This window comes from Rhizobium sp. SL86 (assembly GCF_026672545.1).
In the GTDB taxonomy this organism is placed as follows: domain Bacteria; phylum Pseudomonadota; class Alphaproteobacteria; order Rhizobiales; family Rhizobiaceae; genus Neorhizobium.
In genome coordinates this window covers 2,070,932-2,095,993 of record NZ_JAPPRJ010000001.1, presented here as the reverse complement: position 1 = coordinate 2,095,993, position 25,062 = coordinate 2,070,932, and the positions used below count along the sequence as shown (strand labels likewise).

Below are 25,062 nucleotides of genomic sequence, written 5' to 3'. Positions count from 1 at the left end.
GAACTTCTTCGTTAGGCCAATGGCTGGGCTTCGTCTCTTCGGCGGCGTCCAGCCGTTCGCGTCCCTGTCTACGGGGGCATTTCGAAGAAGAAGAGAGAGGTTCAAAGCAGCACAGTGTGTGGAATCTGCGGAGAAATACGGTTCGACGGCGCTCAGCCATCCCCCCTTATTCAAGCAAGGATGATGGAGGCTATCGCGCCTCGCGGGCCAGACGGCTCCGGCATGGTGATCCACGGATCCACTGCCCTCTCGCACCGGCGACTGTCCATTATCGACCTGTCGCAAAAAGCCCGCCAGCCGATGGTGGATGGCGAACTCGGCCTCACCATCGCGTTTAACGGCTGCATCTATAACTACCCGGAACTGCGCGCCGAACTGGAAGCCAAGGGTTACCGCTTCTTTTCGCATGGTGATACGGAAGTCATCCTGAAGGCCTGGCATGCCTGGGGCACGGCCTGCGTCGAGCGCTTCCACGGCATGTTCGCCTTCGTCATCCACGAGCGCGACACGAACCGCGTGGTGATGGCGCGCGACCGTTTCGGCATCAAGCCGCTGTATCTGGCCAAGGTCGGACGTGCCGTGCGTTTCGCCTCGTCGCTGCCGGCGCTGGTGAAGGGCGGCGAGATCGATACCTCGATCGACCGCAATGCCCTGCACCACTACATGAGCTTCCACGCGGTGGTGCCACCGCCACGCACCATCCTCAACGGCGTAAGGAAGCTGCCACCGGCGACCATCCGCGTCATCGAGGCGGATGGAAGCGAGACGGATAAAATCTACTGGAACCCGCCGCATCAGCGCGATCCGGATCTCTCCGGCCTCTCGCGCGAGGAATGGCGCGACCGGGTGCTGGATGCGCTGCGCATCGCGGTGCGCCGCCGCATGGTGGCCGATGTTCCGGTCGGCGTGCTGCTGTCCGGCGGCGTCGATTCCAGCATCATCACCGGCCTGCTTGCGGAAGAAGGCCAGAAAGACCTGATGACCTTTTCCGTCGGTTTTGAGGAGGCCAATGGCGAAAAGGGCGACGAATTCGTCTATTCCGACCTGATCGCCAAAACCTTCGGCACCGACCATCACAAGATCTTCGTGCCCTCGTCGCAGTTGATGGAGGCGCTTCCGGGCGTCATCAGCGCCATGTCGGAACCGATGGTCTCTTATGACAATGTCGGCTTCTATCTGCTGGCCAAGGAAGTCTCCAAGCATATCCGTGTCGTGCAATCCGGACAGGGGGCCGATGAGGTGTTTGCCGGGTACCACTGGTACCCGCCGTTGCAAAACACCAATGACGTGGTGGGCGATTACGCAAACGTCTTTTTCGACCGGTCGCATGACGTTCTGAAGAGCCAGCTCAACCCGGACTGGATGGCCGATCACGATGTCAGCCGGGACCTCGTGGCCGCACATCTGACAAGGCCGGGCGCCGATACGCCGGTGGACGCCGCCCTTCGCCTCGACAGCCAGGTAATGCTGGTGGACGACCCGGTGAAACGCGTCGACAACATGACCATGGCCTGGGGGCTGGAGGCACGCGTACCCTTCCTCGACCATGAACTGGTGGAACTGGCGGCAAAAATCCCACCGGAATTTAAGCTGAACGAAGGCGGCAAGGGTGTGCTGAAAGATGCCGCCCGCCTCGTGGTGCCGCACGAGGTGATCGATCGCAAGAAGGGTTATTTCCCGGTTCCGCAGTTGAAATATGTCGATGGACCCTATCTCGACATGGTGCGCGATGCGCTGACCTCGCAGGCCGCGCGCGAGCGCGGGATATTCCGGGAGGACTATCTGCAACAGCTCTTCACCGACCCGACCGGCCATATCACGCCGCTTCAGGGATCGGAACTCTGGCAGGTCGGACTGCTCGAAATGTGGCTGCAAACCCAGGGGGTATAAGGGGTATGGCAAACAACAAGACGAGCGAACGCGCCCACCGCCACCGCAGCGACAAGGCCGTGGCGCATCGGCTGAAACGCAAGCGCTTTGAATCCATGCACCGCACCGGCCTGTCGGATGGCACCGCGCCGACGGCATCCGCCTGCGTCGATTGCGGCTGGGGCCGGCTGATCTTTGCGCAAACCTTCGATGATGCCGGCGAACTGGTCTCGGCCCTTCGGGAAGAGGCCCCGGACCACCGCGACATTGCCGTCTATGTAGCCGATCCGCATGTGCTTCTGGCGGAAGCGCCACAGGAGATCTTCCTCGATCCGTCCCATACCTACCGGCTCGACCTTTCCACCTATCGGTCCGGTCGCCGCCAGCCGCGCGGTTTTTTCGTGCGCCGGCTGACATCGGAGGCGGATGCACGGGCCGTCAACCGCATCTATGCCGCCCGCGGCATGGTTCAGGTGCGGCCGGATTTCTTCTGGTCGAACCGCGACAACCGCGCCATCACTTATCTTGGTGGCCGAAGACGAGACGACCGGCGAGGTGATTGGCACCGTCACCGGCATCGACCACACGCGCGCCTTTTCCGATCCCGAACAGGGAACATCGCTCTGGTGCCTTGCCGTCGATCCTCAGGCCCGTCATGCCGGCATCGGCGAAACTTTGGTCAGGCGGCTGGGCGAACATTTCAAGGCACGCGGTGCCGCCTTCATGGATCTCTCCGTGCTGCACGACAATGAGCAGGCCATCGCGCTTTACGAAAAGCTCGGCTTCCGGCGTATTCCGGCTTTTTCCGTGAAACGGAAGAACTCGATCAACGAACGCCTCTTCGCAAGCCCGCTCGAAGCCTATGACGCGCTGAACCCCTATGCGCGGCTGATCGTCGACGAGGCGCGCAGGCGCGGCGTGCATGTCGAGATCACCGATGCCGAGGGCGGCTTCTTTCGCCTGTCGAACGGCGGGCGTTCCGTGCACTGCCGTGAAAGCCTGTCGGAACTGACCTCCGGCGTCGCCATGTCGATCTGCGACGACAAGGCGGTGACACGCCGCGTGGTCGAGCGCGCCGGGTTGATCGTTCCGGAACAGATGACGGCAGGTGATGACGAGGCGGCGCTTGCCGCCTTCCTCGACAAGCACGGACGCGTCGTCGTCAAGCCGGCCCGTGGCGAACAGGGTCGGGCGGTCGCAGTGGGTCTCTCGACACTCGACGAGGTCAGGGCCGCCATTCAAGCTGCCCGCGAAGTCTGCGACCGGGTCCTGATCGAGGCCTGCTTCGAAGGGGAGGATCTGCGCCTCGTCGTGATCGACTTCAAGCTGGTGGCCGCCGCCATCCGCCGACCGCCGCATGTCATCGGCGATGGCCGCAGCACGGTGCGGCAGTTGATCGAGACCTTGTCCCGCCGGCGCGCCGCCGCAACCGGCGGCGAAAGCACGATCCCGATCGATGCCGAGACGGAACGCTGCCTGTCACTCTCTGACCTCACGCTGGACGATGTTCTGGAGGAAGGCCGGGACGTGGTGGTGCGCAAGGCCGCCAATCTGCACACCGGCGGCTCGATCCATGATGTGACCGCCATCGTCCATCCGCGCCTGGTGGAGGCGGCGGTCAAGGCGGCGCGGGCGATCGACATTCCGGTCGTTGGCATCGACTTCATGGTGAAAGGCCCGACCGATCCGGACTACGTCTTCATCGAGGCCAATGAACGCCCGGGCCTTGCCAACCATGAACCGCAGCCGACGGCCGAGCGCTTTCTCGATCTCCTGTTTCCGCTGTCCGGTCACCGCGCGGCCCGCAATGCGCTGGGGAAAATGTAAGTCATGACGATCGATATCGACGAAGATTACCTGCTGGACCAGCTGAAGGCCTTGCTTTTGATCAACAGTCCAACCGGCTATACGGACCAGGTGGTGATCCATTGCTCCAAAGAGCTTGAACGGCTGGGGCTGACGCCGGAGCTCACCCGCCGCGGCGCCATCCGGGCCGTGCGCCAGGGCAGCCGGCGCAAGGGCGCACGCGCCATCGTCGCCCATGTCGATACACTCGGCGCGCAGGTCAAAGCGATCAAGGAGAATGGCCGGCTGGAACTCGTTCCCATCGGCCACTGGTCCGCCCGCTTTGCCGAAGGCGCGCGGGTGACCATCTACAGCTATCACGGCACCTTTCGCGGTACGATCCTGCCGCTGAAGGCCTCCGGCCACACCTTCAACGACGAGGTGGATACGCTGCCCGTCGGTTGGCCCTATGTAGAACTGCGCATCGATGCGATCACCCGTTCCGCCGCCGAGACGAAGGCACTCGGCATCGATGTCGGCGATACGGTGGCGATCGACCCCGGAACCGAGTTCCTCGACAACGGCTTCATCAATTCCCGTCATCTGGACGACAAGGCAGGCGTCGTAATCATGTTGGCAGCGATCGAGGCCCTGGAACGCACCGGCGCAAAGACGCCGGTTGACACCCACTGGCTGTTCACCATCGCGGAAGAAGTGGGTGTCGGCGCCTCATCGGTAATCTCGGCAGACATTGCCTCCCTTTTGACCGTCGACAACGGCACCTCGGCACCGGGCCAGAATTCCTCCGAATTCGGCGTCACGATCGCCATGGCCGACCAGACCGGCCCGTTCGATTATCACCTGACACGCAAGCTGGTGGAATTGTGCGAGGAAAAACGCATTCCCTACCAGAAGGACGTCTTTCGCTACTATCGCTCGGATTCGGCCTCGGCGCTTGAAGCCGGGCACGACATCCGCACGGCGCTAGCCACCTTCGGCGTCGATGCCTCGCACGGTTATGAGCGCATCCACAAACATGCGCTCGTCTCGGTGGCGCAGCTCGTCTCTGCCTTTGCCGTCAGCCCCGTGCTGATCGGGCGCGATGTCAACGAGTTGTCGAGCGTCAAGGGGTTTACGACACAGCCCACGGAAGAGGCCGAACAGGACCTTGCCATCCCGGTGATCAGGAGCCGGGAGCCGGAACAGCAGCGGCCGATCCGCGGAAAGCAGTCGCCCAGCGTGGTGTGAGGGAACTCCGGCTTTCGCTTGCCGTTAGGCCCACTCGCCCCCCCAAGCAGACGAGGAGAAGCCCGATGCACGTTCGTGAAATGATTTCCACCCATCCGCATGTCCAGGGCCAGACCGATGATGCCCTGCTGCGATGCATCGAAGAATGTTATGCCTGCGCGCAGACCTGCACCAGCTGTGCGGATGCATGCCTCGGCGAGGAAGACCATAGCAAACTCATTCAATGCATTCGCCGCAATCTGGATTGCGCCGATATCTGCGCGGCCACCGGCGCCATCGCCTCACGCCGCACCGGCTCCAACACGGAAGTCATGCGCGCCGTCATCCAGGCTTGCGCCGAAGCCTGCCGCGTCTGCGGTGCCGAGTGCCGCTCGCATGCCGAGATGCACGAACATTGCCGCGTCTGCGCCGATGCCTGCGAACGCTGCGAGCGGGCCTGCCGCGAAGCACTGCCCGCCGTTCACTGAGTTATACCCGGCGGGCGTCTCCGGGACGCCCGTCAACCACTCGCCTCGACATCGACCCAGCGGCGGTCTCGGAACGACTGCGCCATCGCATGCACCGCACGCTCGATGCGCAAACCGTCCTCAAAGCCGATGACATGGCCCTGGCGTCCCTCGATCACCTCCATCAGTTCACGGCATTCGATGATCTTCAGATCGTTGAAGCCGAGCCCGTGGCCGGGCGCGGGAATGAAGCGGTCATAGGGTGCATGATGCGGTGCCGCGAGGATGGTGCGGAACCCTTGCTCCTCGGGCCGCCCCGTCGCCTGATAAAGCTGGAACTCGTTCATCCGCTCCTGATCGAACAGGATGGAGCCAGCAGAGCCAAAAATCTGCAGCGCGATGCGGCCCTTGCGACCCCAGGCAGCGCGGTTCGCCATCAGCACCGCCGAAAGCCCGCCCTCGAGCCTCAGCAGAATACTTGCCACATCGTGATTTTCCACCGCGCGCGTGCCGCCCTCCTTCAGCGGACGTTCCGCATAGGGTTTGACCATGTCCGTCACCACGCTCTCGACATGGCCGAACAGCGAAAACAGCAGGGAGAGCGGATGCACGGCAAAATCATCGAGCGCGCCGTAACTGGAGGCTGCCTCGCTCTTCCAGTAGAAGAAGGCGGCAGGATCGGCCATGAAATCCTCGTCCATCTCGACGCGGACATGGTTGATGGTGCCGATCGCCCCTTCGTCGATCAACCGGCGCATATGGCGGATCATCGGGTTCTGGATGTAGTTGTAGCCCATCACCGCGGCCTTGCCGCTTGTCCTTGCCGCATCGCGCATGGCAATCGCATCGGCAAGCTTCGGCGCCATCGGCTTTTCGCACCACACATGCTTGCCGGCCTCAAGCGCCGCAATCGCCATCTCCGGATGGAAGGCGTTTGGGGTGGTGATGGAGATGACGTCGATCTGCGGATCGGAAAGAAGATCCCGCCACTCTCCGGTCGATGCGGCAAAACCCAGTTCGGCGGCGCGGCGGGCCGCCAGATCGGCATTCACCTCCGCCAGCGTCACGAGCCGCGGGCGCGGCACGTCACCAAAAACGCTTGCAACATTGTTCCAGGCCAGTGCATGGCACTTGCCCATATAGCCGGTGCCAATCAGGCCCACGCCGAGTTCCCGCATGCCTTCCTCCCAGAAGCAGTTGGTTGCGACAGCTGTTGTTAAGGTCCGGGCAGGCCCTCCTCAAGACATTGCCCGAAGGCAGCGATCACGGATTGTCGCGCTTGAAAATCCAGTCGTGGTCCGGGTGGTTCTGGAAGCGCCACTTGCGCATCGGACCGGCCATGACGTTCAGGTAATACATGTCGTATCCGTAAGGCGCGCCGCACGGATGATGGCCCTTCGGGACCAGAACCACGTCACCGTCCGAGACGGCCATCGTCTCGTCCAGCGAACCATCTTCGGTGAAGACACGCTGGAAACCGAACCCCTGCGCCGGGTTCAGGCGGTGGTAATAGGTCTCTTCCAGATAGGTCATCTCCGGAAACTTGTCCTCGTCGTGCCGGTGCGGCGGATAGGACGACCAGTTGCCCGACGGGGTGAAGACTTCGGTGACGAGCAGGCTGTCGGCCACATCCCGGTCTTCCATGGCAATCGGGAAGATGTGGCGGGTATTGGCGCCCTTGCCGCGTTCGGTGAGAGTGATGCCAGCGGGGCCGATCACCTGCGCCTCGCGGCCGGGTTTGGCGGGGGCCGTGCAGATGGCGAGCGTGCAGTCGGTCGTCGCGGTCGCCGTCCAGTCGCTGCCGGCCGGCACGTAGACGCAATGCGGCGGCGTCTTTTCGAACACGCTCATCCGGTCGCCCAGTTCGCCGAACGCCTTGCCCTGCGCCGCGATATCTGCCTTGCCTTCAACGAGAACGAGGATCACTTCCGTTTCGCCGGTCGGCTCGGCGGCGGTCTCGCCGGCCTTCAGGTGATAGAGGCCGAAACCGACATAACCCCAGTTGGCACTCGCGGGCGTTATGTCATGCACCTTGCCGGTTTTGCCCGTCGGTTTACGCAGCAGATCGCTCATTCCTCGTCTCCCTTGTCGGCCTCAAGCCTCGCCTTGCGGGCGGCTTCATCCGCCGCGGCCTGCGCTATCGTCCGGTCGTAATTGATCAGCAATTCGTAGGCCGCATAGGCTGCGGCCGCGAGAAACAAGAGGGCCCAACCCGTAGAGCCATTGTAGAGTTCCACCCCGCCCCAGGCTGCCGGCAAAACGACCGTCAGGATGCGCCGCCAGAGCGGCTTGAAGAACGGGTGATGGGGGTCCAGCAGTTTCAACGGGCTATCCTTCGGATGAGGTTCAGATCAGACCCGCATCCTTGGCGAAGCCCTTCAGCGATTTCAAGCCGAGGCTCTGATATTCGTAAGGGTTGCGGACATCCGGGTCCTGTTCCGCCTCGATGACGATCCAGCCCTGATAACCATGCTCTGCGGCAATCTTGAGGACCGGCGGGAAATTCACGCCACCTTCCGTATCGCCCGGAACGGTGAAAACACCACGGCGCACGCCTTCCAAGAAGGAGAGTTTTTGCGCGCGAACCTGCTCGGCAATGACCGGACGCACGTTCTTGGCGTGGATATGGCCGACGCGGTGCATGTATTTTTTCGCAACCGCTTCCGGGTTGCCGCCACCGAAATAACAATGGCCCGTGTCGAGCAGCAGCTTGGCATGCGGGCCGGTGTGCTGCATCAGAAGATCGATTTCCGCTTCGCTCTCGACGACCGTTCCCATGTGGTGATGGTAGACCAGCGAAATGCCCTGAGAAGCGGAAAATTCCGCCAGCGCCTCGACGCCTGCGCCGAACTTGGCCCAGTCGGCCTCAGCCAGCTTCGGACGATCGGCGAGTGCCACCTCATCATTGCCATGGATGGCATTCGAGGTTTCGCAGACGATGATGACCTTGCAGCCCATGGCGTTCAGCACGTCGAGGAAAGGCTGCATCGCGGCCTTTTCGTCCTCGATGCTGTTGGTCAAAAGGTTCAGCGAATGCCAGCCGGAGACGAATTTCAGACCACGCGGCTCGAGGACCGATTTCAGGCCGGCCGGATCGGTTGGCAGCTTGTGGCCCTTCTCGATGCCGTCGAAACCGATCTTGGCGGTTTCATCCAGGCACTGCTCCAGGCTGATATGCGCGCCAAGCGAGCGGTCGTCGTCATTGGACCAGGCAATCGGATTGGTACCGAAGAGGATCATCTTAAGTTCTTTCCTTCAGGGCAGCTTCATAGGCGGCACGCGCCGTTTTCACTTCGTCGCGGGCCGAGACTTCCGGTACGGCTACGTCCCACCAGTGACCGCCGGCCCCCGGTGTCGGATAGGGATCGGTATCGATGACGATCACCGTCGTCTCTGTCGCCTCGCGGGCCGCGGCAAGCGCGGTCTCCAGTTCCGAGATCGAGGCAACCTTATGGGCTTTCGCGCCCATGGCTGCCGCGTGAGCGGCAAAATCGATCGCGATGGGGCTGACATTCGAATGGGCGTAGAGATTGTTGAACTCCGCGCCGCCGGTGCCCATCTGCAGCCGGTTGATGCAGCCGTAACCGCGGTTGTCGGTGATGACGACGGTGATTTTCACCCCCATGCCGACCGCCGTTGCCAGCTCCGAATTCATCATCATGTAGGAACCGTCGCCGACCATCACGATGACGTCGCGCTTCGGCTCCGCCATCTTGATGCCGAGACCGCCGGCAATCTCGTAGCCCATGCAGGAAAAGCCGTATTCCATGTGATAGGAGAGCGGCAGCTTGGCTTTCCAGAGCTGGTGCAACTCGCCCGGCATGGTACCGGCCGCGCACATGACAACCGTATTGTCGCGAGACGCACGCTGCACAGCGCCGATCACCTGCATGTCGGTCGGCAGCGTATTGGCATCCTTGGGCGCCGCCGTCACCGCATCGGCTTTGGCAAACCAGCTGGCTTTCAAACCGGCATCCGGCTCGCCGAAGGCATGGGCGCCAAGCGCTGCGGAGAGCTTTTCGAGCCCGACCTTGGCATCTGCGACCAGCGGCATTGCATCGTGTTTGGCGCTGTCATAGGCCTGCACGTTAAGCGCCAGGATCTTGCGGTTCGGGTTCTTGAACAGCGCCCAGGATCCTGTGGTGAAATCCTGGAAGCGCGTGCCGACACCGATCACCAGATCGGCCTTTTCGGACACGATATTGGCACTGTCGCAGCCGGTAACGCCGACCGGGCCGAAGTTATAGGCATGATCCCAGGCCAGCGCCGACTTGCCGGCCTGTGTTTCGACCACCGGGATCTTGTGCTTCTCGACAAAAGCCTTCAGCGTGGCCGTTGCACCGGAAAAATGCACGCCGCCGCCGGCGACGATCACCGGGTTTTTCGCGGCCTTGATGGCGGCGACAGCCGCCTCCAGTTCCGCCACATCCGGCTCGGGACGACGGAAACGCCAGGTCTTTTTCGCAAAGAAACGTTCCGGATAATCGTAAGCCTCGGCTTGCACATCCTGGCAGAAGGCGAGTGTGACGGGGCCGCAATCGGCGGGGTCCGTCAGCGTGCGCATGGCACGCGGCAGCGCCGTCAACAGTTGTTCCGGCCGCTCGATGCGATCGAAGTATCGGCTGACCGGCTTGAAGCAGTCATTGGCGGACACCGTGCCGTCCTCGAAATCCTCGATCTGCTGCAGCACCGGATCAGGACCGCGATTGGCAAACACATCGCCCGGAAGGAAGAGCACCGGCAGGCGGTTGACGTGCGCCAGTGCCGCCGCCGTCACCATGTTCAAGGCGCCCGGACCAATCGAGGAGGTCACCGCCATGGCGCGACGCCGGCCCAGTTGTTTGGCGTAGGCGATCGCCGCGTGTGCCATCGACTGTTCGTTCTGCCCGCGATAGGTCGGCAGTTCATCGCGCACGCCATAGAGCGCCTCGCCCAGACCCGCCACATTGCCGTGGCCGAAAATCGCCCAGACACCGGCGATATAGGGCACACCGTCCTCGTTCATCTGGTTGGCGAGATAGCGCACCAGCGCCTGCGCCGCCGTGAGACGGATCGTTGTCATGCCATTCCTCCACCGGTTCCCTTGACAGCCGCAGCCTTTGCCCGCGCCCCATCCCAGACCGCACACAGGCTCTTGTACCGCGCCACCATATCCTCCACGGCGGCGGCATCATCGATCTGGCCCGACAGCCATTGGCGGGCCGCTTCGCCAAAGATGGTACGGCCGACCGCAAAACCCTTCACCAGATCGAAGCCGGCGGCAAGCACGAAACTTTCCTCAAGCTCCGCCTGCGACGCATCGAGACCAAGCACGACGATGCCGCGCGTATAGGCATCATGCCGTTCCACGGCGGCGCAGGCATTGGCCCAGGCGGCCTTCGTCTTCATCGGCTCCAGCTTCCACCAGTCGGGATAAACGCCGATCTCGTAGAAGCGGTCGATGATCGCAGCCGTGGTTTCGTCATCAACGGGACCGACCTTCGACGGGATGACCTCCAGCAGGAACTCCAGCCGGTTGCGGCGCGCCGCCTCGAACAGACGTTTGACCGTCTCCTCCTGGCGCTCCTTCATCTCAACCGTGTCGTCCGGGTGATAGAAACACAGAACCTTGACGACATGTTCGGCGGCCCATTCGCCAAGCCCGCCGCAATCGAGCCCCAGCTCCGGCTCCAGCGTCAGCGGGCGAGAACCCGGCCATTCGGCGGGACGGCCGATCCAGAGGCCAGTGCCGGCCGCGGCATACAGCGCCTCTTTGCCCAAACGGCCATCGCACAGAATGCCATATCCGCCCTGCCCGCCGGCAACGGCGGTGGCCGCCTGAAGACACAGTTTCTTGAAAGCGCCGATGCGATCCGTCGGAACACCGGCCTCTTCCGCCATGGCTTCCAGTTGCATGCGGTGATCGAAGGCGAAGACGCGCATGGTCGACCAGTCGCCCTTGCGGTTGGTCGACCAGTGCACCTGCTCGAGTGCCGCATCCTTGCGCAGCGCCTTGTTCTTGATGCCGGTCCGGAAGAAATATTGCAGCTCTTCCCAGCTCGGATAGGCGGGCGTGCAGCCGTGGCGCGATACGGCAAAGGCACCGCAGGCATTCGCGTATTTCAGCGCCGTCGGCCAATCCTCACCCGTCAGCCAGCCCTTCAGCAGGCCGGCCATAAAACCATCGCCGGCACCCAGCACGTTGAACACCTCGATCGGAAAACCGGGGCCAGTCTGCCCCTTGTCGAGACTGTCCGGGATTTCGCCTTCGAAAACCGCAGCCCCCATCGGCCCGCGTTTGCACACCAGCGCCGCCTTGGACACCTTGCGGACGGCCCGCAGCGCTTCCAGCGTATCGGTGGAGCCACCGGCAATGTGGAATTCCTCTTCCGTGCCGACGATCAGATCGAACAGATGCAGCGTGCTCTGCAGCTTGGCGGTCACCTTGGCGGATTCGACAAAACGGCTTTCGCCGTCGCCATGGCCCGCCACACCCCAGAGGTTCGGGCGGTAATCGATATCAAGCGCGGTCTTTGCGCCGTTCTCACGTGCCAGCCGCAGCGCCTTCATCACGGCAGCTTCCGTGCGCGGATGCGAGAGATGCGTTCCGGTGACGGTGACACAGCGCGAATCGGCGATAAACGCCGGGTCGATATCGTCTTCGCAGAGCGCCATGTCGGCGCAGTTTTCGCGATAGAAAATCAAGGGAAACTGGTTTTCGTCGCGGATGCCAAGCAATACCAGCGCCGTCAACCGTTCCGGATCCGTCTTCACACCGCGCACATCCACACCTTCGCGCACCAGCTGCTCACGGATGAAACGGCCCATATGCTCATCGCCGACACGCGTGATGACCGCGCTCTTGAGGCCAAGCCGCGCCGCACCCGCGGCGATATTGGTGGGAGACCCGCCGATATACTTGTTGAAGGAATTCATATCCTCCAGCCGGCCACCCACCTGCGCGCCGTAAAGGTCCACGGACGAGCGTCCGATCGTGATCAGATCCAGCGATGTCATCATTCCTCCCTCGCCCGCTCATCCCGCTGAGCCGGCGGCCTGCGCTCTCGTTCTTCTCGGATCATCGGCGCCACAAAATGAACTATATATTCCATTTTCTAGCGTTTCAATACAAACATTCAGCCATTGCCATGCCGCGCGCCGATTGCGACGGAAAGCGCGATGGCCAGACAGAGCGTTGCGGACAGCGAACGGAAGGCACCGAAATCCACTTCCGACACCGTCAGCAGGTTGACATTCAGCTTTCGGAGCGGGCTGACGACACGGTCGGTCAACGCCACCACCGGAATGCCGCTGCGGCTGGCGATTTCCACGAGTTCCATGGTCTCGGGCGAATTGGGTGAAAAGGTAATCGCCAGCAGCGCATCTCCTGGCCGCAGGGCGTTGAAACTGTCGAGCCGGCCCGTCACGCTGTGCAACATGGCCGGCACCTTCATCTTCTCCAGCGCATAGGCGATGTAACTCGCCACCGGAAAGGAACGCCGCAGACCGATGATGTGGATGAGATTGGCCTTCGCCAGTGTCTCCACCGCCCGGTCGAGACTTTCGGTATCCACCGTCTGCAGCAGGCTTTCCAGCGAGGCCCGCCCCGCCTCGACGAATTCCGCCAGAAGCAGCGAAGGGCTCCCCTCCCCCTTTTCCCGCAGATGGTCAAGCCGTGTCGAATAGTCGGGCCAGCCGCCGACATAACTCTCGCGGAACAGGCGCTGCATTTCAGAATAGCCGGAAAAGCCCATGATCTGGCAGAAGCGCATCACGGCCGATGGCTGAACGCCCGCCCCCTCCGCCATTTCCGCGACGGTCGACACCGCGATGCGATCATTGTTGGCCGCCACATAATCGGCGCACTGCTTCAGCCGCTTCGGCAGGCTGGCCGAGACACTCAGCAACCGGTCCTCGAACTCCTTGATCGTCGCTGGAGGACCCGCCTCGCTCATGATGCTGCTTCCCTTTTCCGCGCTTGACATGAATAGCATCACAATCTAGCCAAATGGAACATATATTCCAAACACTGATTTTCCACGGACCCTGGAGATCCCGGTTCACCAGTGGAAAACCATCGAAAACCTTCTGGAGGAGATCCCATGGTAACGCGACTGGCCCTGCTCGGAGCAGGACGTATCGGCAAGGTGCATGCAAAGGCGATCGCCTCCGACCCGCGGGCGAAGCTGGTCGCCGTGGTGGATGCCATGGAGGCCGCTGCCAAAGCGATTGCCGACGAGGCCGGCTGCAAGGTCAGCACGATCGAGGCGGTTCTGGCCGACAAGGATGTTGATGCCGTCATCATCTGCACGCCGACCAATACTCATGCGGACCTGATCGAAAAATTCGCCCGCGCCGGCAAGGCGATCTTCTGCGAAAAGCCGATCGATCTGGATGTCGCCCGCGCGCAAGGATGCATCGATGTGGTGAAGGAAACCGGCGCCAAGGTGATGCTCGGTTTCAACCGCCGCTTCGATCCGCATTTCCAGGCGGTTCGCGCCGAAATCGACAAGGGCACCATCGGCAAGGTGGAGATGGTGACGATCACCAGCCGCGATCCGGGTGCACCGCCGGTCGACTACATCAAGGTCTCGGGCGGCATCTTCCGCGACATGACCATCCACGATCTCGACATGGCGCGTTTCCTGCTCGGCGAAGAGATCACCTCGGTCTTCGCAACGGGTGCCGTCCTGGTCGATCCGAAGATCGGCGAAGCCGGCGATTACGACTCGGCCAGCCTGATTCTGACCACGGCCAGCGGTCGCCAGGCGGTGATTTCCAACTCCCGCCGCGCCACCTATGGTTATGATCAGCGTATCGAGGTGCATGGTTCGCTGGGGTCAGTGGCTGCCGAAAACCAGCGCCCGGTCTCTATCGAGGTAGCCAACAAGGACGGTTATACCCGCCCGCCGCTGCATGATTTCTTCATGACCCGCTACACGGCAGCCTATGCAGCAGAAATTGCCGCCTTCATCGATACGGTGGAAAAGGGCGCCACAGCGTCCCCGTCCGCAGAAGATGGCCTGATTGCGCTGAAGCTTGCCGATGCGGCGCTGAAATCCGCAAAAACGGGCGCTGCCGTCAGCCTCTGACCGGCTGCCTCGACGTTGTCAAAACGTCGGCGGCGTGCAGGCGCTGATCACCTCGCAGGGCACCGGTCCCACGCAGCGGAAGCGGTGGGGCCGTCGGCTTTCGAAATAATAGGCGTCGCCGGGCCCTAAGATCCGGCGCTCGTCATCGACGGTCACCTCCAGGCGACCGGACAGAACGATCCCTCCCTCCTCGCCATCATGGACCAGCGGCACCTTCCCGGTATCCGCCCCCGGCTGGTAACATTCCTTCAGGATCTGCAGGCTGCGGCCAAACAGGTTGTCGCCCACCTGCCGGAAGGAGATCTTGCCCTTGCCGATCTCCACCAGTTCCTCGGCCGCATAAAACGCCTTTTTGGACCGTTCCGGCTCGAAGGCGAAGAATTCGGCAAGACCGATCGGAATGCCGTCGAGAATACGCTTCAGCGCTCCGACGGAGGGATTGGATGCATTGGATTCGATCAGCGAAATGGTGGAATTCGTGACCCCCGCCCGTTTGGCGAGTTCGCGCTGCGACAGCTTGTGCGCCAGGCGGACATGCCGCAACCGGCTGCCGACATCAACACTCATGGCTCTTCCCCGTTTCAGATGTTCGAAATATCGCAAACAGTGCCCGATCAGATCATTCTTTTCAATAGCTTATGTGCCAGAAGAAAAGGACTTGTTGACCTTCGAAAAATGACTGACACCTAGCAGCATCACACCCACGGGGACCTTCAGGCCATGGACCATTCTTCCAACAGCAACATGCCGCCGCTCGATAATTTCTGGATGCCGTTCACGGCCAACCGCCAGTTCAAGGCGTCGCCGCGCCTCCTCGCCGAAGCCGAGGGCATGTATTACACCGACATCGACGGCAAGAAGGTTCTGGACGGCACTGCGGGCCTCTGGTGCGTCAATGCCGGCCATGGCCGCAAGCGCATAGCCGAGGCCGTTGAACGGCAGTTGCGCACGCTGGATTTTGCCCCGACCTTCCAGATGGGCCATCCGATCGCTTTCGATTTCGCCGCAAAGCTCGCCAAGATGGCGCCGGGCGGCCCGGAAGCCGGCCTCGACCGCGTCTTCTTCACCGGCTCCGGGTCGGAATCGGTCGATACGGCGCTGAAGATTGCGATCGCCTATCAGCGCGCCATCGGCCAGGGCACCCGCACCCGCATCATCGGCCGTGAAAAGGGTTATCACGGTGTCGGTTTCGGCGGGATTTCCGTCGGCGGTCTCGTCAACAACCGCCGCGTTTTCCCGCAGATCCCGGCCGACCACATGCGCCACACGCTGGATATCGAACGCAACGCCTTTTCCAAGGGCCTGCCGCCGCACGGGCTGGACCTCGCCGAGGACCTGGAACGTCTGGTGCAGTTGCATGGCCATGAAACGATCGCCGCCGTCATCGTCGAGCCGCTTTCCGGCTCCGCCGGCGTCGTGGTGCCGCCGAAGGGTTATCTCGAGCGCCTGCGCGCCATCTCCGAAAAATACGGCATCCTGCTGATCTTCGACGAAGTCATCACCGGCTTCGGCCGCCTTGGAACGCCCTTCGCGACGGATTATTTCGGCGTGGTGCCGGATCTCGTCACGACCGCCAAGGGCCTGACCAATGGCGCGATCCCGATGGGGGCCGTCTTTGCCAGCCGCAAGGTCCATGACGGCCTGATGCACGGCCCGGACAACGCGATCGAACTCTTCCACGGCTACACCTATTCCGGCCATCCGGTGGCGAGCGCCGCCGGCATCGCGACGCTGGAAATCTACGAGGAAGAAGGCCTCCTTACGCGGGGTGCGGAACTTGAGACGACCTGGCAGGACGCGCTGCACAGCCTGAAGGACCACCCGAACGTCATCGATGTCCGCAATCTCGGCCTCGTCGGCGCGATTGAGCTGAAATCCCGCGATGGCGCCCCCGGCACCCGCGCCTACGACGTCTTCGTCGATTGCTTCCGGAGCGGCCTGCTGATCCGCGTCACCGGCGACGTGATTGCCCTTTCGCCGCCGCTGATCATCGAAAAACAGCAGATCGAGACGATCGTCTCCATGATCGGTGATGCGCTGAAGCGCGCCGCCTGACGAGATGGGCCGGGGCCAGAGCTTCTGGTTCCCCGGCCATTTTCCGTTTTCAAGCCGGTCAGGAGACCGTTGCGTCGAGTGGAATGTCCTTTGCCGCCTGGGCAGCCTTGATGATCTGCGCGCGCAACCAGCGATGTGCGGGATCGTGGTCGCGATAACGCGGCCAGATCATGACCTCGACCAGTGCGTTCATGTCGAACGGCGCTTCCTTCAATATCAGTGGAAAGCGTTGCGCCAGCGGCACGGCGCAGCGTCGATGCACGGTGGCTATGCGGTTTGTCTTCATTAAGAGGCATGGCAATGCGCTGAAATAGTCGACACTGCATTCGACGCGCCGTTGCCGGCCGAAGCGCGGCAGGAACCATTCCTCGAAGGCAAGGCTCGTTTCATCGCCCAGGCGAACGGCGACGTGGCCGACATTCAGATAATCCTCCATGGTCAATGGACGACCGGCCAGCGGATTGTCCGTGCACATCAGACAGGCGTGGTCGTCGCTCAGGACGGGTATCTGGGGATGGTCGAACTCGGCGGCATATTGCTCGGGCATGATCATCAGATCGAGGCTGCCGCGCTCGAATGCATCGTGCAGATCGACAGGCGGCCTGGTGAAATCGAGCCGTATGCCCGGCGCCTTGGCTGCGATGCCCGTCGCTGCCGCCCCCATGAAAACCCAGAGGGCATAATCGGAAGAGCAGACCGTAAATCGCCGGGTTTCGGTGTGTGGATCAAAGCTCGGGCGCAACGATACCGCCGCACGCGCACGCATCAGCGTATCCCTGACCGGCCCTGCCAGCCCCTGCGCCAGAGGCGTCAGCTCAAAGCGCCGTCCAGCCGGAACAAGCAATTCGTCGCCGAAGAATTCACGCAGCCGGCGCAGCGCGGCACTGGCGGCGGACTGGCCGATATGAAGGCGCTCGCTGGCGCGCGTGACGTTTCGTTCTTCGAGAAGGGCGTCGAGAACAACGAGCAGGTTGAGGTCGAAACGATCCAGTCTCATCGAAACCCCTCCTCCATCAGGTATCGATCATGCTCATATGTACCATGAATTCAATCTGTTTTCCCACGACTAAAGTTGGGACTAAAACTTGACAAGTGCCAAGCTTGGCACAGGAGGCGCGTCTGTTTCTGAACCGGTCCGGGGGGACGGTGGGTGCAGCGCGAGAGGAAAATTTGGGAGAGAGAAGATGACACGATCCAACACTGTTGGAGGTAAGGTCGTGCTCAGCATTGGGCACGTCGCAGGCATGATCGATATGGTTGCGCTTCCGCTTTGGATCGGCAACCTGATGCAACATTACGGCTTCAGCCCCGTTCAGGCCGGCCTCACCGTCACCCTGTTTCTGTTCAGCGTCGTCATTGCCAGCACGATCGTTGCGCCAATCTTTGACCGCATCCCGCACAGGCTGGGCGTAGCCGGCGGCTTTGCGGTGGCCGCCGCGGCTTTCCTGGTGATTTCGCGCCTGCCGCTCGATGTCTCGATCCTGCCGGTCGCCATCACCCTTCACGTCATCGCGGGGCTTGGAACGGGTGTAGCACTGTCCATCACCCATGGCAGTATCGGCCGCACGGAGAACCCACACCGGCTATTTGCCACCGTCAACGTGGCACTCGGCGTGCTCGGTGTCTGCTTCTTTGCCGGCCTGCCGCAGCTTGTCGATCATTTCGACGCCTCAATGATGTTCGTCGTTTTCGGAGCAACGATGGGGATTGCCAGCGTCGTGGCGGCCCTGTTCTTCCCCGTTGCCGGTGAGGCCGAGTCGAGCCATGCCGCCGCGACACAGGGCCATGGCCCGGCCCCCAAGGTGGTCTGGTTCCTCATCGGTGTCGTTGTCTGTCTGACGTTCAACCAAGCAATGGTCTTCTCCTTCCTCGAACGCATCGGATCGGCGCGCGGGTTCGAAACGGAAAAGGTCCACATGGTGCTGGTGGCGCTTGGCTTCGTCAATCTTCTGCCCGGCGCACTGGCCGCCATCCTGCAGAAGCGCCTGTCGCCGCTGGTCGTCGGTTTTTGCGGGCCCGTGCTGCAGGCAATCCTGGCGCTGACCATGTCCAATGCGGCGAGTTTCCTGCCCTATGCCCTGTCGGCATCGGTCTATGTGTCGATCGTGATCTTCACGCACACCTTCCTGTTCGGCCTGCTGGCACGTATCGACCAGAGCGGCCGCGCCGTATCGGCCACACCGGCCATGATGATGATCGGTTCCTGCACCGGGCCAGCCGTTGGCGGCGCCATCGTGTCGGGCTTCGGTTATGGCGCATTGGGTGTGGCAGCGACCATCGTATCGGTCATGGCCCTGAGCCTGCTCGTGGCCGTCAAGGCGAAGCTTCCCGCGGCCGAGACCAGGCTGCAGTTCGCCTGAGCATCGCCCGCCTCCGGCAGACGCGCCGCAACCGCATCGCGCGTCTGCCAACGGATGACCAGACCATATCCGCATTCCGGTTTTCGCCACCAGCACATCGAAAGTGAGGGTGGAGATCCCAATGGCTTCAACGCCTTGCACGAAACCAGCCGTGCAGGCGACAGGATGTGCCGTCCCGACGTTCCGTCTCCAGGGGACAGGCAATTGAACCCTTTAAACGAGGAGTTTCTTCCATGAACACTCAGCTTGCCACCACAGGACAGGACATCATCGAATTGCCCAAACCCGTGACCGAGGGCGGCATGCCGGTATTGGACGCAATCCGGAAAAGGCGCTCCATCCGCGATTTCAAAACCGATCCGATCACGATGCAGCAATTGTCAAACGTCCTGTGGGTGGCCGCCGGTCTCAACCGCCCACAGTCCGGCGTCGGCATTTATGTGGAAGGCTGCGGCTCGGCACCAGGCGCGCACAACTGGCAGGAAATCGACGTCTATGTCCTGACGGCGCAGGGGGTGCATGTCTATGACCCGGCGCCGCATCATCTGCGCAAGGTGCACGACCGTGACATCCGCATGTTTACGGGAAATCTGCTCCAGCCCTTTGTGGTGGATGCGCCTGTCAGCCTGCTTTACGTCACGGATTTCAACCGCATGCCCCATTGTGACGATTGGGACCGCACGGTTTTCCCCTGGGCCAATGCCGGCGTTCGCGTTGAAAACGTTTATCTTTATTGCGCCTCGGAAGGACTTGCGACCGTGTGCCGGGCCATGTTCGACCGCCCGTCGCTGGCAAAGGAACTGGCTATCGCAAAACACCAGATGGTCAGTTTGCACCAGGTCGTTGGCTATCCGAAATAATTCAACACGGCCGAGCGCCAGAGACAGGTCACGGAGCTCCGATGTCGCACCCTTTGCAAGATCAATCCGCACGTGAAATCCGGCTGCTCATCGCCAATGTAGGCGCAGTCCCGGAAGACAGCGCAGGCGGTCGTTTCGTTCGCGAAGCCTTGGTTCCCGTGACGCAGCAAAATGCTGCGCTCATGGCACGGCATGGCACGCAATGCACCTTCAGATTCGCCAGTGAGGGCGTATCGCATCCTGCCTTTGCCAAATTCAAGCATGTGCCTCTGCTCAATCCCAAGAGCATGGCCGAGGCTGTGCAATGGGCACAGGAGGAAGGTTATGACGCCGCCATCCTGGGCTGTTTTGGCGATCCTTTCCTCGATGACATCCGTGCGTCGGTCAGCATTCCTGTCATCGGGTTCGGCGAGGCGGCCATCATTGCAGCCTCCCGTATCGGCCCGTTCGGCATCGTGGCCAACGCGTCCGTGCTTGTCGAACCGATACGGGGCCAGGTTGAGCGCTTGAATCTCACCGACAAGCTCGTGGGCATCGTCACCACCAGCGAACCGGCGGAAGAGCAGGAACATTCGGTGATTGACGCAACCGCGCTGATCAAGCGCTTCCGCGATGATGTTGCGCCGCTGATCGCCGCCGGCGCGCGGGCGCTTATCCCTGCCTGCGGCATCATGTCGGCGGCCTTGCGGGTCGCTCCGGGGTGTGAGGAGAAGGACGCGGCGCTGACGGCGGTTGGACCTGCAACGGTGATCGATATTGTGAGCGAAGCGGTTCTTGCCGCGGAGCGTGCCGTGCTGGATGGCACGGTCCCGGCGCCTTTGACTACCGCAACGGGACATACGGCCACGGGTCATGGCGCGCCATCGCCCGCCGGTCGCTTCTGGAATTGCCATTGATTGCACCGGGACAACCGCCCGGTCGACCGCCGATGCAGGATCTTGTCGCCATGATGCGATGGCCTCAGCGCGCCTGAACACTGTTTCCAAGTGCAAAATCTTACCGAAGGAGGAAGTCATGAACAAACACGTCCAAATCCAGACTGGCATGCAATTCCCCGATGATATCGTCTTCAAAGGTTATGCCGCGCCGGTGCGCATCGAGGGGCATGTGCATGATCTCGAAGTGATCGGCCGGATCCCGCTCGAGCTCGAAGGCATGTATATCCGCAACAGCGCCGACCACACCTACCCGCCGCTGCATGGCAAGGATATCTTTCTGAACGGCGACGGCATGGTGCATATGGTTCGCATCCAGAACGGTCATGCGGACCTGACGATGCGTTATGTCCGCACCCGCAAGTTCGAAATCGAGCGCGAGGCGCGCAGGGCCCTTTTCGGCGCCTATCGCAATCGCTTCACCGATCTGCCCGAGGTCAAGGACGAAGACAACAATACCGCCAACACATCGATCATGTGGCACCACGGCAAGCTTTACGCGTTAAAGGAATCGGGACGGCCCTATGAACTCGACCCGAACGATCTGTCGACACGCGGAGAGAGCGATTTCGGCGGCCAGTTGAAGAGCAAGACCTTCACGGCCCATCCGAAATACGACCCCATCACGGGCGAATGTGTGGCCTTCGCCTATAATTGCGAGGGTGTCGCAAGCGACGAGATCGAAGTCTACAATATCGACAAGGAGGGCCAGTTCACCCGGACCGAGCGCTTCAAGGCGCCCTATTGCTCCATGGTGCACGACTTCCTCGTATCCCGGAACTTCGTAGCCTTCGCCTTCGGCCCGATGATCTGTGACTGGGAACGGGTGAAGAGGGGCGAACCTTACTGGCATTGGGACAGCAAGCGCACGAGCCATCTCTGCGTCATCCCGCGCGACAAGGGCGTTGCCGGCATCAGCTGGTTCAAGGTCCCGAAGCTGGCAATGCAGACACATACGTTCAACGCCTGGGAAGACGGCGGTCGCCTCATTCTCGACCAGTTCGTCACGGAATCCGGTTGGCTCAGCCAGTTCCCCGACATTCACGACCCGCATGCGCATGAATTGCCACCCTATGGCGAACGCTGGATCGTCGATATGTCGAGCCAGAGCGAAACGATCGAGATCCGCCGCTTCATCAATCATATCGGCGAAATGCCTGTGATCGACCCGCGTTACGCCATGCGCAAGACCCGGCATTTCTGGTTTGGCACGACCAATCCGGCGCTCGGTCCGATGCTGCCCTTCGGCCCCAAGGGCCCGCCCTTCACCTGCCTCGGCCATTTCGACGAAGAGACGGGCAAGATCGATTTCTTTTATGCCGGACCGGATGCCGCACCGGAAGAGCCCTATTTCGTGCCGCGCAGCGCGAATGCGGAGGAAGGCGATGGCTGGCTACTGTCGATGGTGGGACGGCGCGCGGAAAACCGCACCGACCTCGTCATCCTCAACGCCCGCAACCTGTCGGCCGGCCCCGTCGCCATCCTGAAATTCCCCTGCCGCGTGCACGAGGGTTTCCATGGCATCTGGATCCCGGCCGAAGACCTCGGCGCCGACCGGCACTGATCCGCCGGAGACCCGGCCGCGCCAGCGCGGCCGGGCACGCGATCACCTGGAATCGGAACGGCTGACAATCATAAATTGGAAAGAGGCCCAGAAACGTAAAAACCCCGCAGCAATATTTGCTTGCGGGGTTTTATGTATTTGGTTGCGGGGGCTCGCTTCAACGAATGGCATAAAAGGGCTGTGCTGCGGCCCTCCTGCTTCCGCATTGGCAAGGCCGAGAATGCCGAACAGCTGGCCGCGTAGCTCTGCGTGAACCTCGCCGCGCTTGGTGCCGGGGGTCAGTACGATCTCGCCAATCAAGGACCGCAATGCCTCCGCCGCTTGCCGTCCGCCATCAGGATCGTTTAGCGCCTCCGTCAGACGTTCCACCCGCAGCCGATAGAGGTTGGCGATGTTCGGATGAATGTCGGGAATGTCGTCCGGGGCCTTTGAGAGACGGGCGGTGATCTCAGTCTTCTGTCGTTCAAGATCATCCATGCGCGCTTTCATCGACGGCTGGTACATGCCGTCCTCGATCGCGGAGATAATCCCGGCGATTGCCTTTTCGACCTTTGCGAGGTTCTTCCGGTCGATTGCCGCCTGCGCGCGCCGATCATGGTTCAGCCGGTTCATCTCATCGGCATAGGCCTTCACGGCTTCGGCCACCGCTTGCGACGAGACCAGCTTGTCCTTGATGCCGGAGAGAACCCGCGCCTCGATCTTCTCGCGGGTGATGGAGCGGCCATTGTCACAGGTGCCGCGTCGGTGGTGGTTGAGGCAGGCGTAGCGGCCCGGCGTGATGATGCCGAACTTGCCGCCGCAGCATCCGCAGGTGAGAAGGCCGGTCAGCAGAGACACCGGCCTGACCGTCAGATGCAGCCGCTTCATCCGCCCTTCAAGCGTGTTGGCCGGGTTCGGGCCGAAGATTGCCGAGATCTGCTTCTGCCGGTTTCGGACTGCCTGCCAGAGATCGTCTTCGATCATCTTCAGATGTGGCACTTCCGTCCTGATCCACTGGCTTTCCGGGTTGGGGCGCGAGACGCGCTTGCCGGTGGACGGGTCCTTGATGAAGCGCTGGCGGTTCCAAACGAGGACGCCGGTATAAAGCTCGTTGTTGAGAATGCCGGTTCCCCGCGTGACATGGCCTCGAATGCTAGTGTCGCCCCATGCGCGTCCAAGCGGACCGGGAATGCCTTCGCTGTTCAGATCCGTCGCAATGGCCTTCGGGCTTTTGCCGCTGGCGAACTCGCGGAAGATGCGGCGGATGATGTCGGCTTCCTCGGCAATGATCTCTCTGTCACCCCGGACCGGCTCGCCGTTACCGTCGAACTGTTTGAGGACACGGTAGCCATAGCAAAGCCCCCCACCTGCCTTGCCCTTTTCCACCCTGCCCCGCAGTCCGCGATGGGTCTTCATCGCCAGGTCTTTGAGGAACAGCGCGTTCATCGTGCCCTTGAGGCCAACATGCAGCTCGGAGATTTCTCCCTCGGCCAAAGTGACGATGGTGACGCCTGCAAACTTCAGGTGTTTGTAGAGCGTGGCGACATCGGCCTGATCGCGGCTGATGCGATCCAGCGCCTCGGCAATGACCACCGTGAACAGGCCGCGCTGTGCATCTCTGACGACCTGCTGGATACCATGGCGAAGAATGGTACTGGAGCCGGATATCGCAGCATCCTGATAGCTGCCTGCCACCTCCCAGCCTGCGCGCCTTGCATGTTCGTCGCAAAGGCGAAACTGGTCGACAATCGAGGCTTCCCTCTGGTTGTCGGAGGAGTATCGGGCATAAAGGGCAACACGGGTCATCGGCATGTTTCCTTCTCTCGCATCGGGTTCATGCATAGGGCGGCTGCGCGGTCCCCGGTGGACATTGCGGGTGCTGCCTTCAGCGCCCGCGCCCCGCCTTTCCTGCTTCGCGGCCAACCGCCGGGTCGAAGACGCTCGGTCAAGGCTGGCGCGGCACGCGCCACCGCAAAGCGGCTCGGGCCTTGAGGGAGTGGCTTCGGCCTGGCCCACTCCCCGCAGACAAGCAAAGGAGGGTCTCGCCTCAACCGGAATCGTATGCGCAAGCGGCGCGCTGTTGCAAGGCGTTTCAGGCCACTTGCCGATAGTTGAAGCGAGACTACTCCGCCTCGGGTTCATCTCTGGCGGTACGGTTGTCGCCATTGTCGTTGGCGGCCACCCGTGCCGCATGATCCTCCCGCGCCATCTGTCGTCCGATCAGCCGGGCCATGTCGATGACGACCCGGTCTAGGTGTTCACCGGCGGTGCGGCGAGTTTCTTCGACACTGCCGTCTTCTTCCGCAGGGCGCACGTTGTCGTTTGCTGCCTCCTGCCCTTTCTCGTCTCCGTCCATGTTCGACCTGCCTTTCCCGGATGGAAAGACCATGTAAGAACCAGAGATAGGACCAGGAAAAGCAGGAATTCACGGCCACTCGTAGGGTGTCGTAAAGCGTGAAAGGAACGGCGAAAATCTTCGCCTGCTATCTCTTCGCCGTGCGCTACGAGATGTCATTGCGAACGGTATTGGAATGGCATGCATGGCGCCGAAAGAGGACTGACAGATCCTACCCACACACTGGTAATAGCTGCGCGTCGACCTCCGAGTCTATTGTAAGCCCACGGCAGGTGGGTTGCTACGTCGCCGACGTCGAAGAGTGGTTCAGTCAATCAGATTCCTGACTACAGAGGGAATGTTTCGCCCGAAACACGATATTCGACGGAATAAAGATGACACTCGAATTCGCTGAAGTCTGACAACACGAAGAATAGCGATGACCGTTACGTGCTCCCGCAGTGTCGAACGTAATTGATTCCTATAGGTAGCGGGCCATAATACAGCCTGGAATTTCAACTCTTAACTGATTTGGCAGCAGAGATCCGCCTATAG

20 protein-coding genes and 1 pseudogene are annotated in these 25,062 nt (G+C 61.7%); 10 read left to right on the top strand and 11 right to left on the bottom strand.

Translation table 11 applies throughout. From position 1 onward, the window contains the following. Window positions 1-114 precede the first annotated feature (114 nt). The 4 genes and pseudogenes from OU993_RS10345 to OU993_RS10330 all read left to right on the top strand — a co-directional run bounded on the left by OU993_RS10345 (window position 115) and on the right by OU993_RS10330 (window position 5,369). Window positions 115-1,890 carry an N-acetylglutaminylglutamine amidotransferase gene (locus tag OU993_RS10345; protein ID WP_268156780.1) on the top strand — a complete coding sequence of 592 codons (1,776 nt, stop codon included), beginning with the start codon at window positions 115-117 and terminating at the stop codon, window positions 1,888-1,890. Window positions 1,891-1,895: 5 nt separating this feature from the next. Continuing rightward, window positions 1,896-3,696 (top strand): annotated as a pseudogene (ngg, locus tag OU993_RS10340) (N-acetylglutaminylglutamine synthetase). 3 nt (window positions 3,697-3,699) lie between these two features. Continuing rightward, complete coding sequence (locus OU993_RS10335) at window positions 3,700-4,902, top strand: osmoprotectant NAGGN system M42 family peptidase (RefSeq protein ID WP_268156778.1); 1,203 nt, start codon at window positions 3,700-3,702, stop codon at window positions 4,900-4,902. Window positions 4,903-4,967: 65 nt separating this feature from the next. Then, a complete protein-coding gene (locus OU993_RS10330; RefSeq protein WP_268156776.1) occupies window positions 4,968-5,369 on the top strand; it encodes a four-helix bundle copper-binding protein in 402 nt (133 codons plus the stop codon). 32 nt (window positions 5,370-5,401) lie between these two features. Here OU993_RS10330 and OU993_RS10325 read toward each other — a convergent pair whose 3' ends face one another. The 7 genes from OU993_RS10325 to OU993_RS10295 all read right to left on the bottom strand — a co-directional run bounded on the left by OU993_RS10325 (window position 5,402) and on the right by OU993_RS10295 (window position 13,282). Beyond that, window positions 5,402-6,526, bottom strand: a complete 1,125-nt coding sequence (locus OU993_RS10325) for a Gfo/Idh/MocA family protein (RefSeq protein ID WP_268156774.1) — start codon at window positions 6,524-6,526, stop codon at window positions 5,402-5,404. Between the two features lie 85 nt (window positions 6,527-6,611). After that, entirely contained in the window at window positions 6,612-7,421 is an 810-nt protein-coding gene (gene iolB / locus OU993_RS10320) for a 5-deoxy-glucuronate isomerase (protein ID WP_268156772.1), read from the bottom strand. Further along, window positions 7,418-7,672 (bottom strand): hypothetical protein, encoded by a 255-nt coding sequence (locus OU993_RS10315; RefSeq protein WP_268156770.1) that lies wholly within the window; start codon window positions 7,670-7,672, stop codon window positions 7,418-7,420. The genes iolB and OU993_RS10315 overlap by 4 nt, the downstream gene beginning before the upstream one ends. Window positions 7,673-7,694: 22 nt before the next feature. Beyond that, a complete protein-coding gene (iolE, locus tag OU993_RS10310; RefSeq protein WP_268156768.1) occupies window positions 7,695-8,588 on the bottom strand; it encodes a myo-inosose-2 dehydratase in 894 nt (297 codons plus the stop codon). Between the two features lies 1 nt (window position 8,589). Then, window positions 8,590-10,410 (bottom strand): 3D-(3,5/4)-trihydroxycyclohexane-1,2-dione acylhydrolase (decyclizing), encoded by a 1,821-nt coding sequence (iolD, locus tag OU993_RS10305; RefSeq protein ID WP_268156766.1) that lies wholly within the window; start codon window positions 10,408-10,410, stop codon window positions 8,590-8,592. Then, window positions 10,407-12,347, bottom strand: a complete 1,941-nt coding sequence (locus OU993_RS10300) for a bifunctional 5-dehydro-2-deoxygluconokinase/5-dehydro-2-deoxyphosphogluconate aldolase (protein WP_268156764.1) — start codon at window positions 12,345-12,347, stop codon at window positions 10,407-10,409. Before OU993_RS10300 ends, iolD begins: the two co-directional genes overlap by 4 nt. A 116-nt stretch (window positions 12,348-12,463) precedes the next feature. Further along, on the bottom strand, window positions 12,464-13,282 hold the full coding sequence (locus OU993_RS10295; protein WP_268156762.1) for a MurR/RpiR family transcriptional regulator: 819 nt from the start codon (window positions 13,280-13,282) through the stop codon (window positions 12,464-12,466). Window positions 13,283-13,429: 147 nt separating this feature from the next. On the opposite strand from OU993_RS10295, the gene iolG reads away from it, so the two are divergent. Further along, the gene (gene iolG, locus OU993_RS10290; RefSeq protein WP_268156760.1) at window positions 13,430-14,419 is read left to right on the top strand and encodes an inositol 2-dehydrogenase; all 990 of its coding nucleotides are present in this window, start codon (window positions 13,430-13,432) and stop codon (window positions 14,417-14,419) included. Between the two features lie 18 nt (window positions 14,420-14,437). Here iolG and OU993_RS10285 read toward each other — a convergent pair whose 3' ends face one another. Beyond that, a complete protein-coding gene (locus OU993_RS10285) occupies window positions 14,438-14,986 on the bottom strand; it encodes a cupin domain-containing protein (RefSeq protein ID WP_268156758.1) in 549 nt (182 codons plus the stop codon). 153 nt (window positions 14,987-15,139) lie between these two features. Here OU993_RS10285 and OU993_RS10280 point away from each other — a divergent pair, with 153 nt between their 5' ends. Then, complete coding sequence (locus OU993_RS10280) at window positions 15,140-16,474, top strand: aspartate aminotransferase family protein (protein WP_268156756.1); 1,335 nt, start codon at window positions 15,140-15,142, stop codon at window positions 16,472-16,474. A gap of 58 nt (window positions 16,475-16,532) precedes the next feature. On the opposite strand, the gene OU993_RS10275 is transcribed toward OU993_RS10280, so the two are convergent. Then, entirely contained in the window at window positions 16,533-17,471 is a 939-nt protein-coding gene (locus tag OU993_RS10275) for a LysR family transcriptional regulator (protein WP_268156754.1), read from the bottom strand. Between the two features lie 187 nt (window positions 17,472-17,658). Here OU993_RS10275 and OU993_RS10270 point away from each other — a divergent pair, with 187 nt between their 5' ends. The 4 genes from OU993_RS10270 (at window position 17,659) to OU993_RS10255 (ending at window position 22,193) form a co-directional block, all read left to right on the top strand. Further along, window positions 17,659-18,834, top strand: coding sequence for an MFS transporter (locus OU993_RS10270; protein ID WP_268156752.1), 1,176 nt, complete (start codon window positions 17,659-17,661; stop codon window positions 18,832-18,834). A gap of 233 nt (window positions 18,835-19,067) precedes the next feature. After that, on the top strand, window positions 19,068-19,694 hold the full coding sequence (locus OU993_RS10265; RefSeq protein ID WP_268156750.1) for a nitroreductase family protein: 627 nt from the start codon (window positions 19,068-19,070) through the stop codon (window positions 19,692-19,694). Window positions 19,695-19,735: 41 nt separating this feature from the next. Further along, complete coding sequence (locus tag OU993_RS10260) at window positions 19,736-20,590, top strand: aspartate/glutamate racemase family protein (RefSeq protein ID WP_268156748.1); 855 nt, start codon at window positions 19,736-19,738, stop codon at window positions 20,588-20,590. A gap of 118 nt (window positions 20,591-20,708) precedes the next feature. Continuing rightward, complete coding sequence (locus tag OU993_RS10255; protein WP_268156746.1) at window positions 20,709-22,193, top strand: carotenoid oxygenase family protein; 1,485 nt, start codon at window positions 20,709-20,711, stop codon at window positions 22,191-22,193. A gap of 42 nt (window positions 22,194-22,235) precedes the next feature. Here OU993_RS10255 and OU993_RS10250 read toward each other — a convergent pair whose 3' ends face one another. Together OU993_RS10250 and OU993_RS10245 are read right to left on the bottom strand one after the other, a co-directional pair. Next, complete coding sequence (locus OU993_RS10250; RefSeq protein WP_268156744.1) at window positions 22,236-23,978, bottom strand: recombinase family protein; 1,743 nt, start codon at window positions 23,976-23,978, stop codon at window positions 22,236-22,238. 316 nt (window positions 23,979-24,294) lie between these two features. Next, a complete protein-coding gene (locus OU993_RS10245; RefSeq protein WP_268156742.1) occupies window positions 24,295-24,528 on the bottom strand; it encodes a hypothetical protein in 234 nt (77 codons plus the stop codon). Between the last annotated feature and the right edge of the window lie 534 nt (window positions 24,529-25,062).

Bases quoted from the DNA above. Each gene is read 5' to 3' on its own strand.
- OU993_RS10335 (WP_268156778.1), top strand. From the start codon at position 3,700: ATGACGATCGATATCGACGAAGATTACCTGCTGGACCAGCTGAAGGCC.
- OU993_RS10330 (WP_268156776.1), top strand. From the start codon at position 4,968: ATGCACGTTCGTGAAATGATTTCCACCCATCCGCATGTCCAGGGCCAG.
- OU993_RS10325 (WP_268156774.1), bottom strand. From the start codon at position 6,526: ATGCGGGAACTCGGCGTGGGCCTGATTGGCACCGGCTATATGGGCAAG.
- iolB (WP_268156772.1), bottom strand. From the start codon at position 7,421: ATGAGCGATCTGCTGCGTAAACCGACGGGCAAAACCGGCAAGGTGCAT.
- iolE (WP_268156768.1), bottom strand. From the start codon at position 8,588: ATGATCCTCTTCGGTACCAATCCGATTGCCTGGTCCAATGACGACGAC.
- iolD (WP_268156766.1), bottom strand. From the start codon at position 10,410: ATGACAACGATCCGTCTCACGGCGGCGCAGGCGCTGGTGCGCTATCTC.
- OU993_RS10300 (WP_268156764.1), bottom strand. From the start codon at position 12,347: ATGATGACATCGCTGGATCTGATCACGATCGGACGCTCGTCCGTGGAC.
- OU993_RS10295 (WP_268156762.1), bottom strand. From the start codon at position 13,282: ATGAGCGAGGCGGGTCCTCCAGCGACGATCAAGGAGTTCGAGGACCGG.
- iolG (WP_268156760.1), top strand. From the start codon at position 13,430: ATGGTAACGCGACTGGCCCTGCTCGGAGCAGGACGTATCGGCAAGGTG.
- OU993_RS10285 (WP_268156758.1), bottom strand. From the start codon at position 14,986: ATGAGTGTTGATGTCGGCAGCCGGTTGCGGCATGTCCGCCTGGCGCAC.
- OU993_RS10280 (WP_268156756.1), top strand. From the start codon at position 15,140: ATGGACCATTCTTCCAACAGCAACATGCCGCCGCTCGATAATTTCTGG.
- OU993_RS10275 (WP_268156754.1), bottom strand. From the start codon at position 17,471: ATGAGACTGGATCGTTTCGACCTCAACCTGCTCGTTGTTCTCGACGCC.
- OU993_RS10270 (WP_268156752.1), top strand. From the start codon at position 17,659: ATGACACGATCCAACACTGTTGGAGGTAAGGTCGTGCTCAGCATTGGG.
- OU993_RS10265 (WP_268156750.1), top strand. From the start codon at position 19,068: ATGAACACTCAGCTTGCCACCACAGGACAGGACATCATCGAATTGCCC.
- OU993_RS10260 (WP_268156748.1), top strand. From the start codon at position 19,736: ATGTCGCACCCTTTGCAAGATCAATCCGCACGTGAAATCCGGCTGCTC.
- OU993_RS10255 (WP_268156746.1), top strand. From the start codon at position 20,709: ATGAACAAACACGTCCAAATCCAGACTGGCATGCAATTCCCCGATGAT.
- OU993_RS10250 (WP_268156744.1), bottom strand. From the start codon at position 23,978: ATGACCCGTGTTGCCCTTTATGCCCGATACTCCTCCGACAACCAGAGG.
- OU993_RS10245 (WP_268156742.1), bottom strand. From the start codon at position 24,528: ATGGACGGAGACGAGAAAGGGCAGGAGGCAGCAAACGACAACGTGCGC.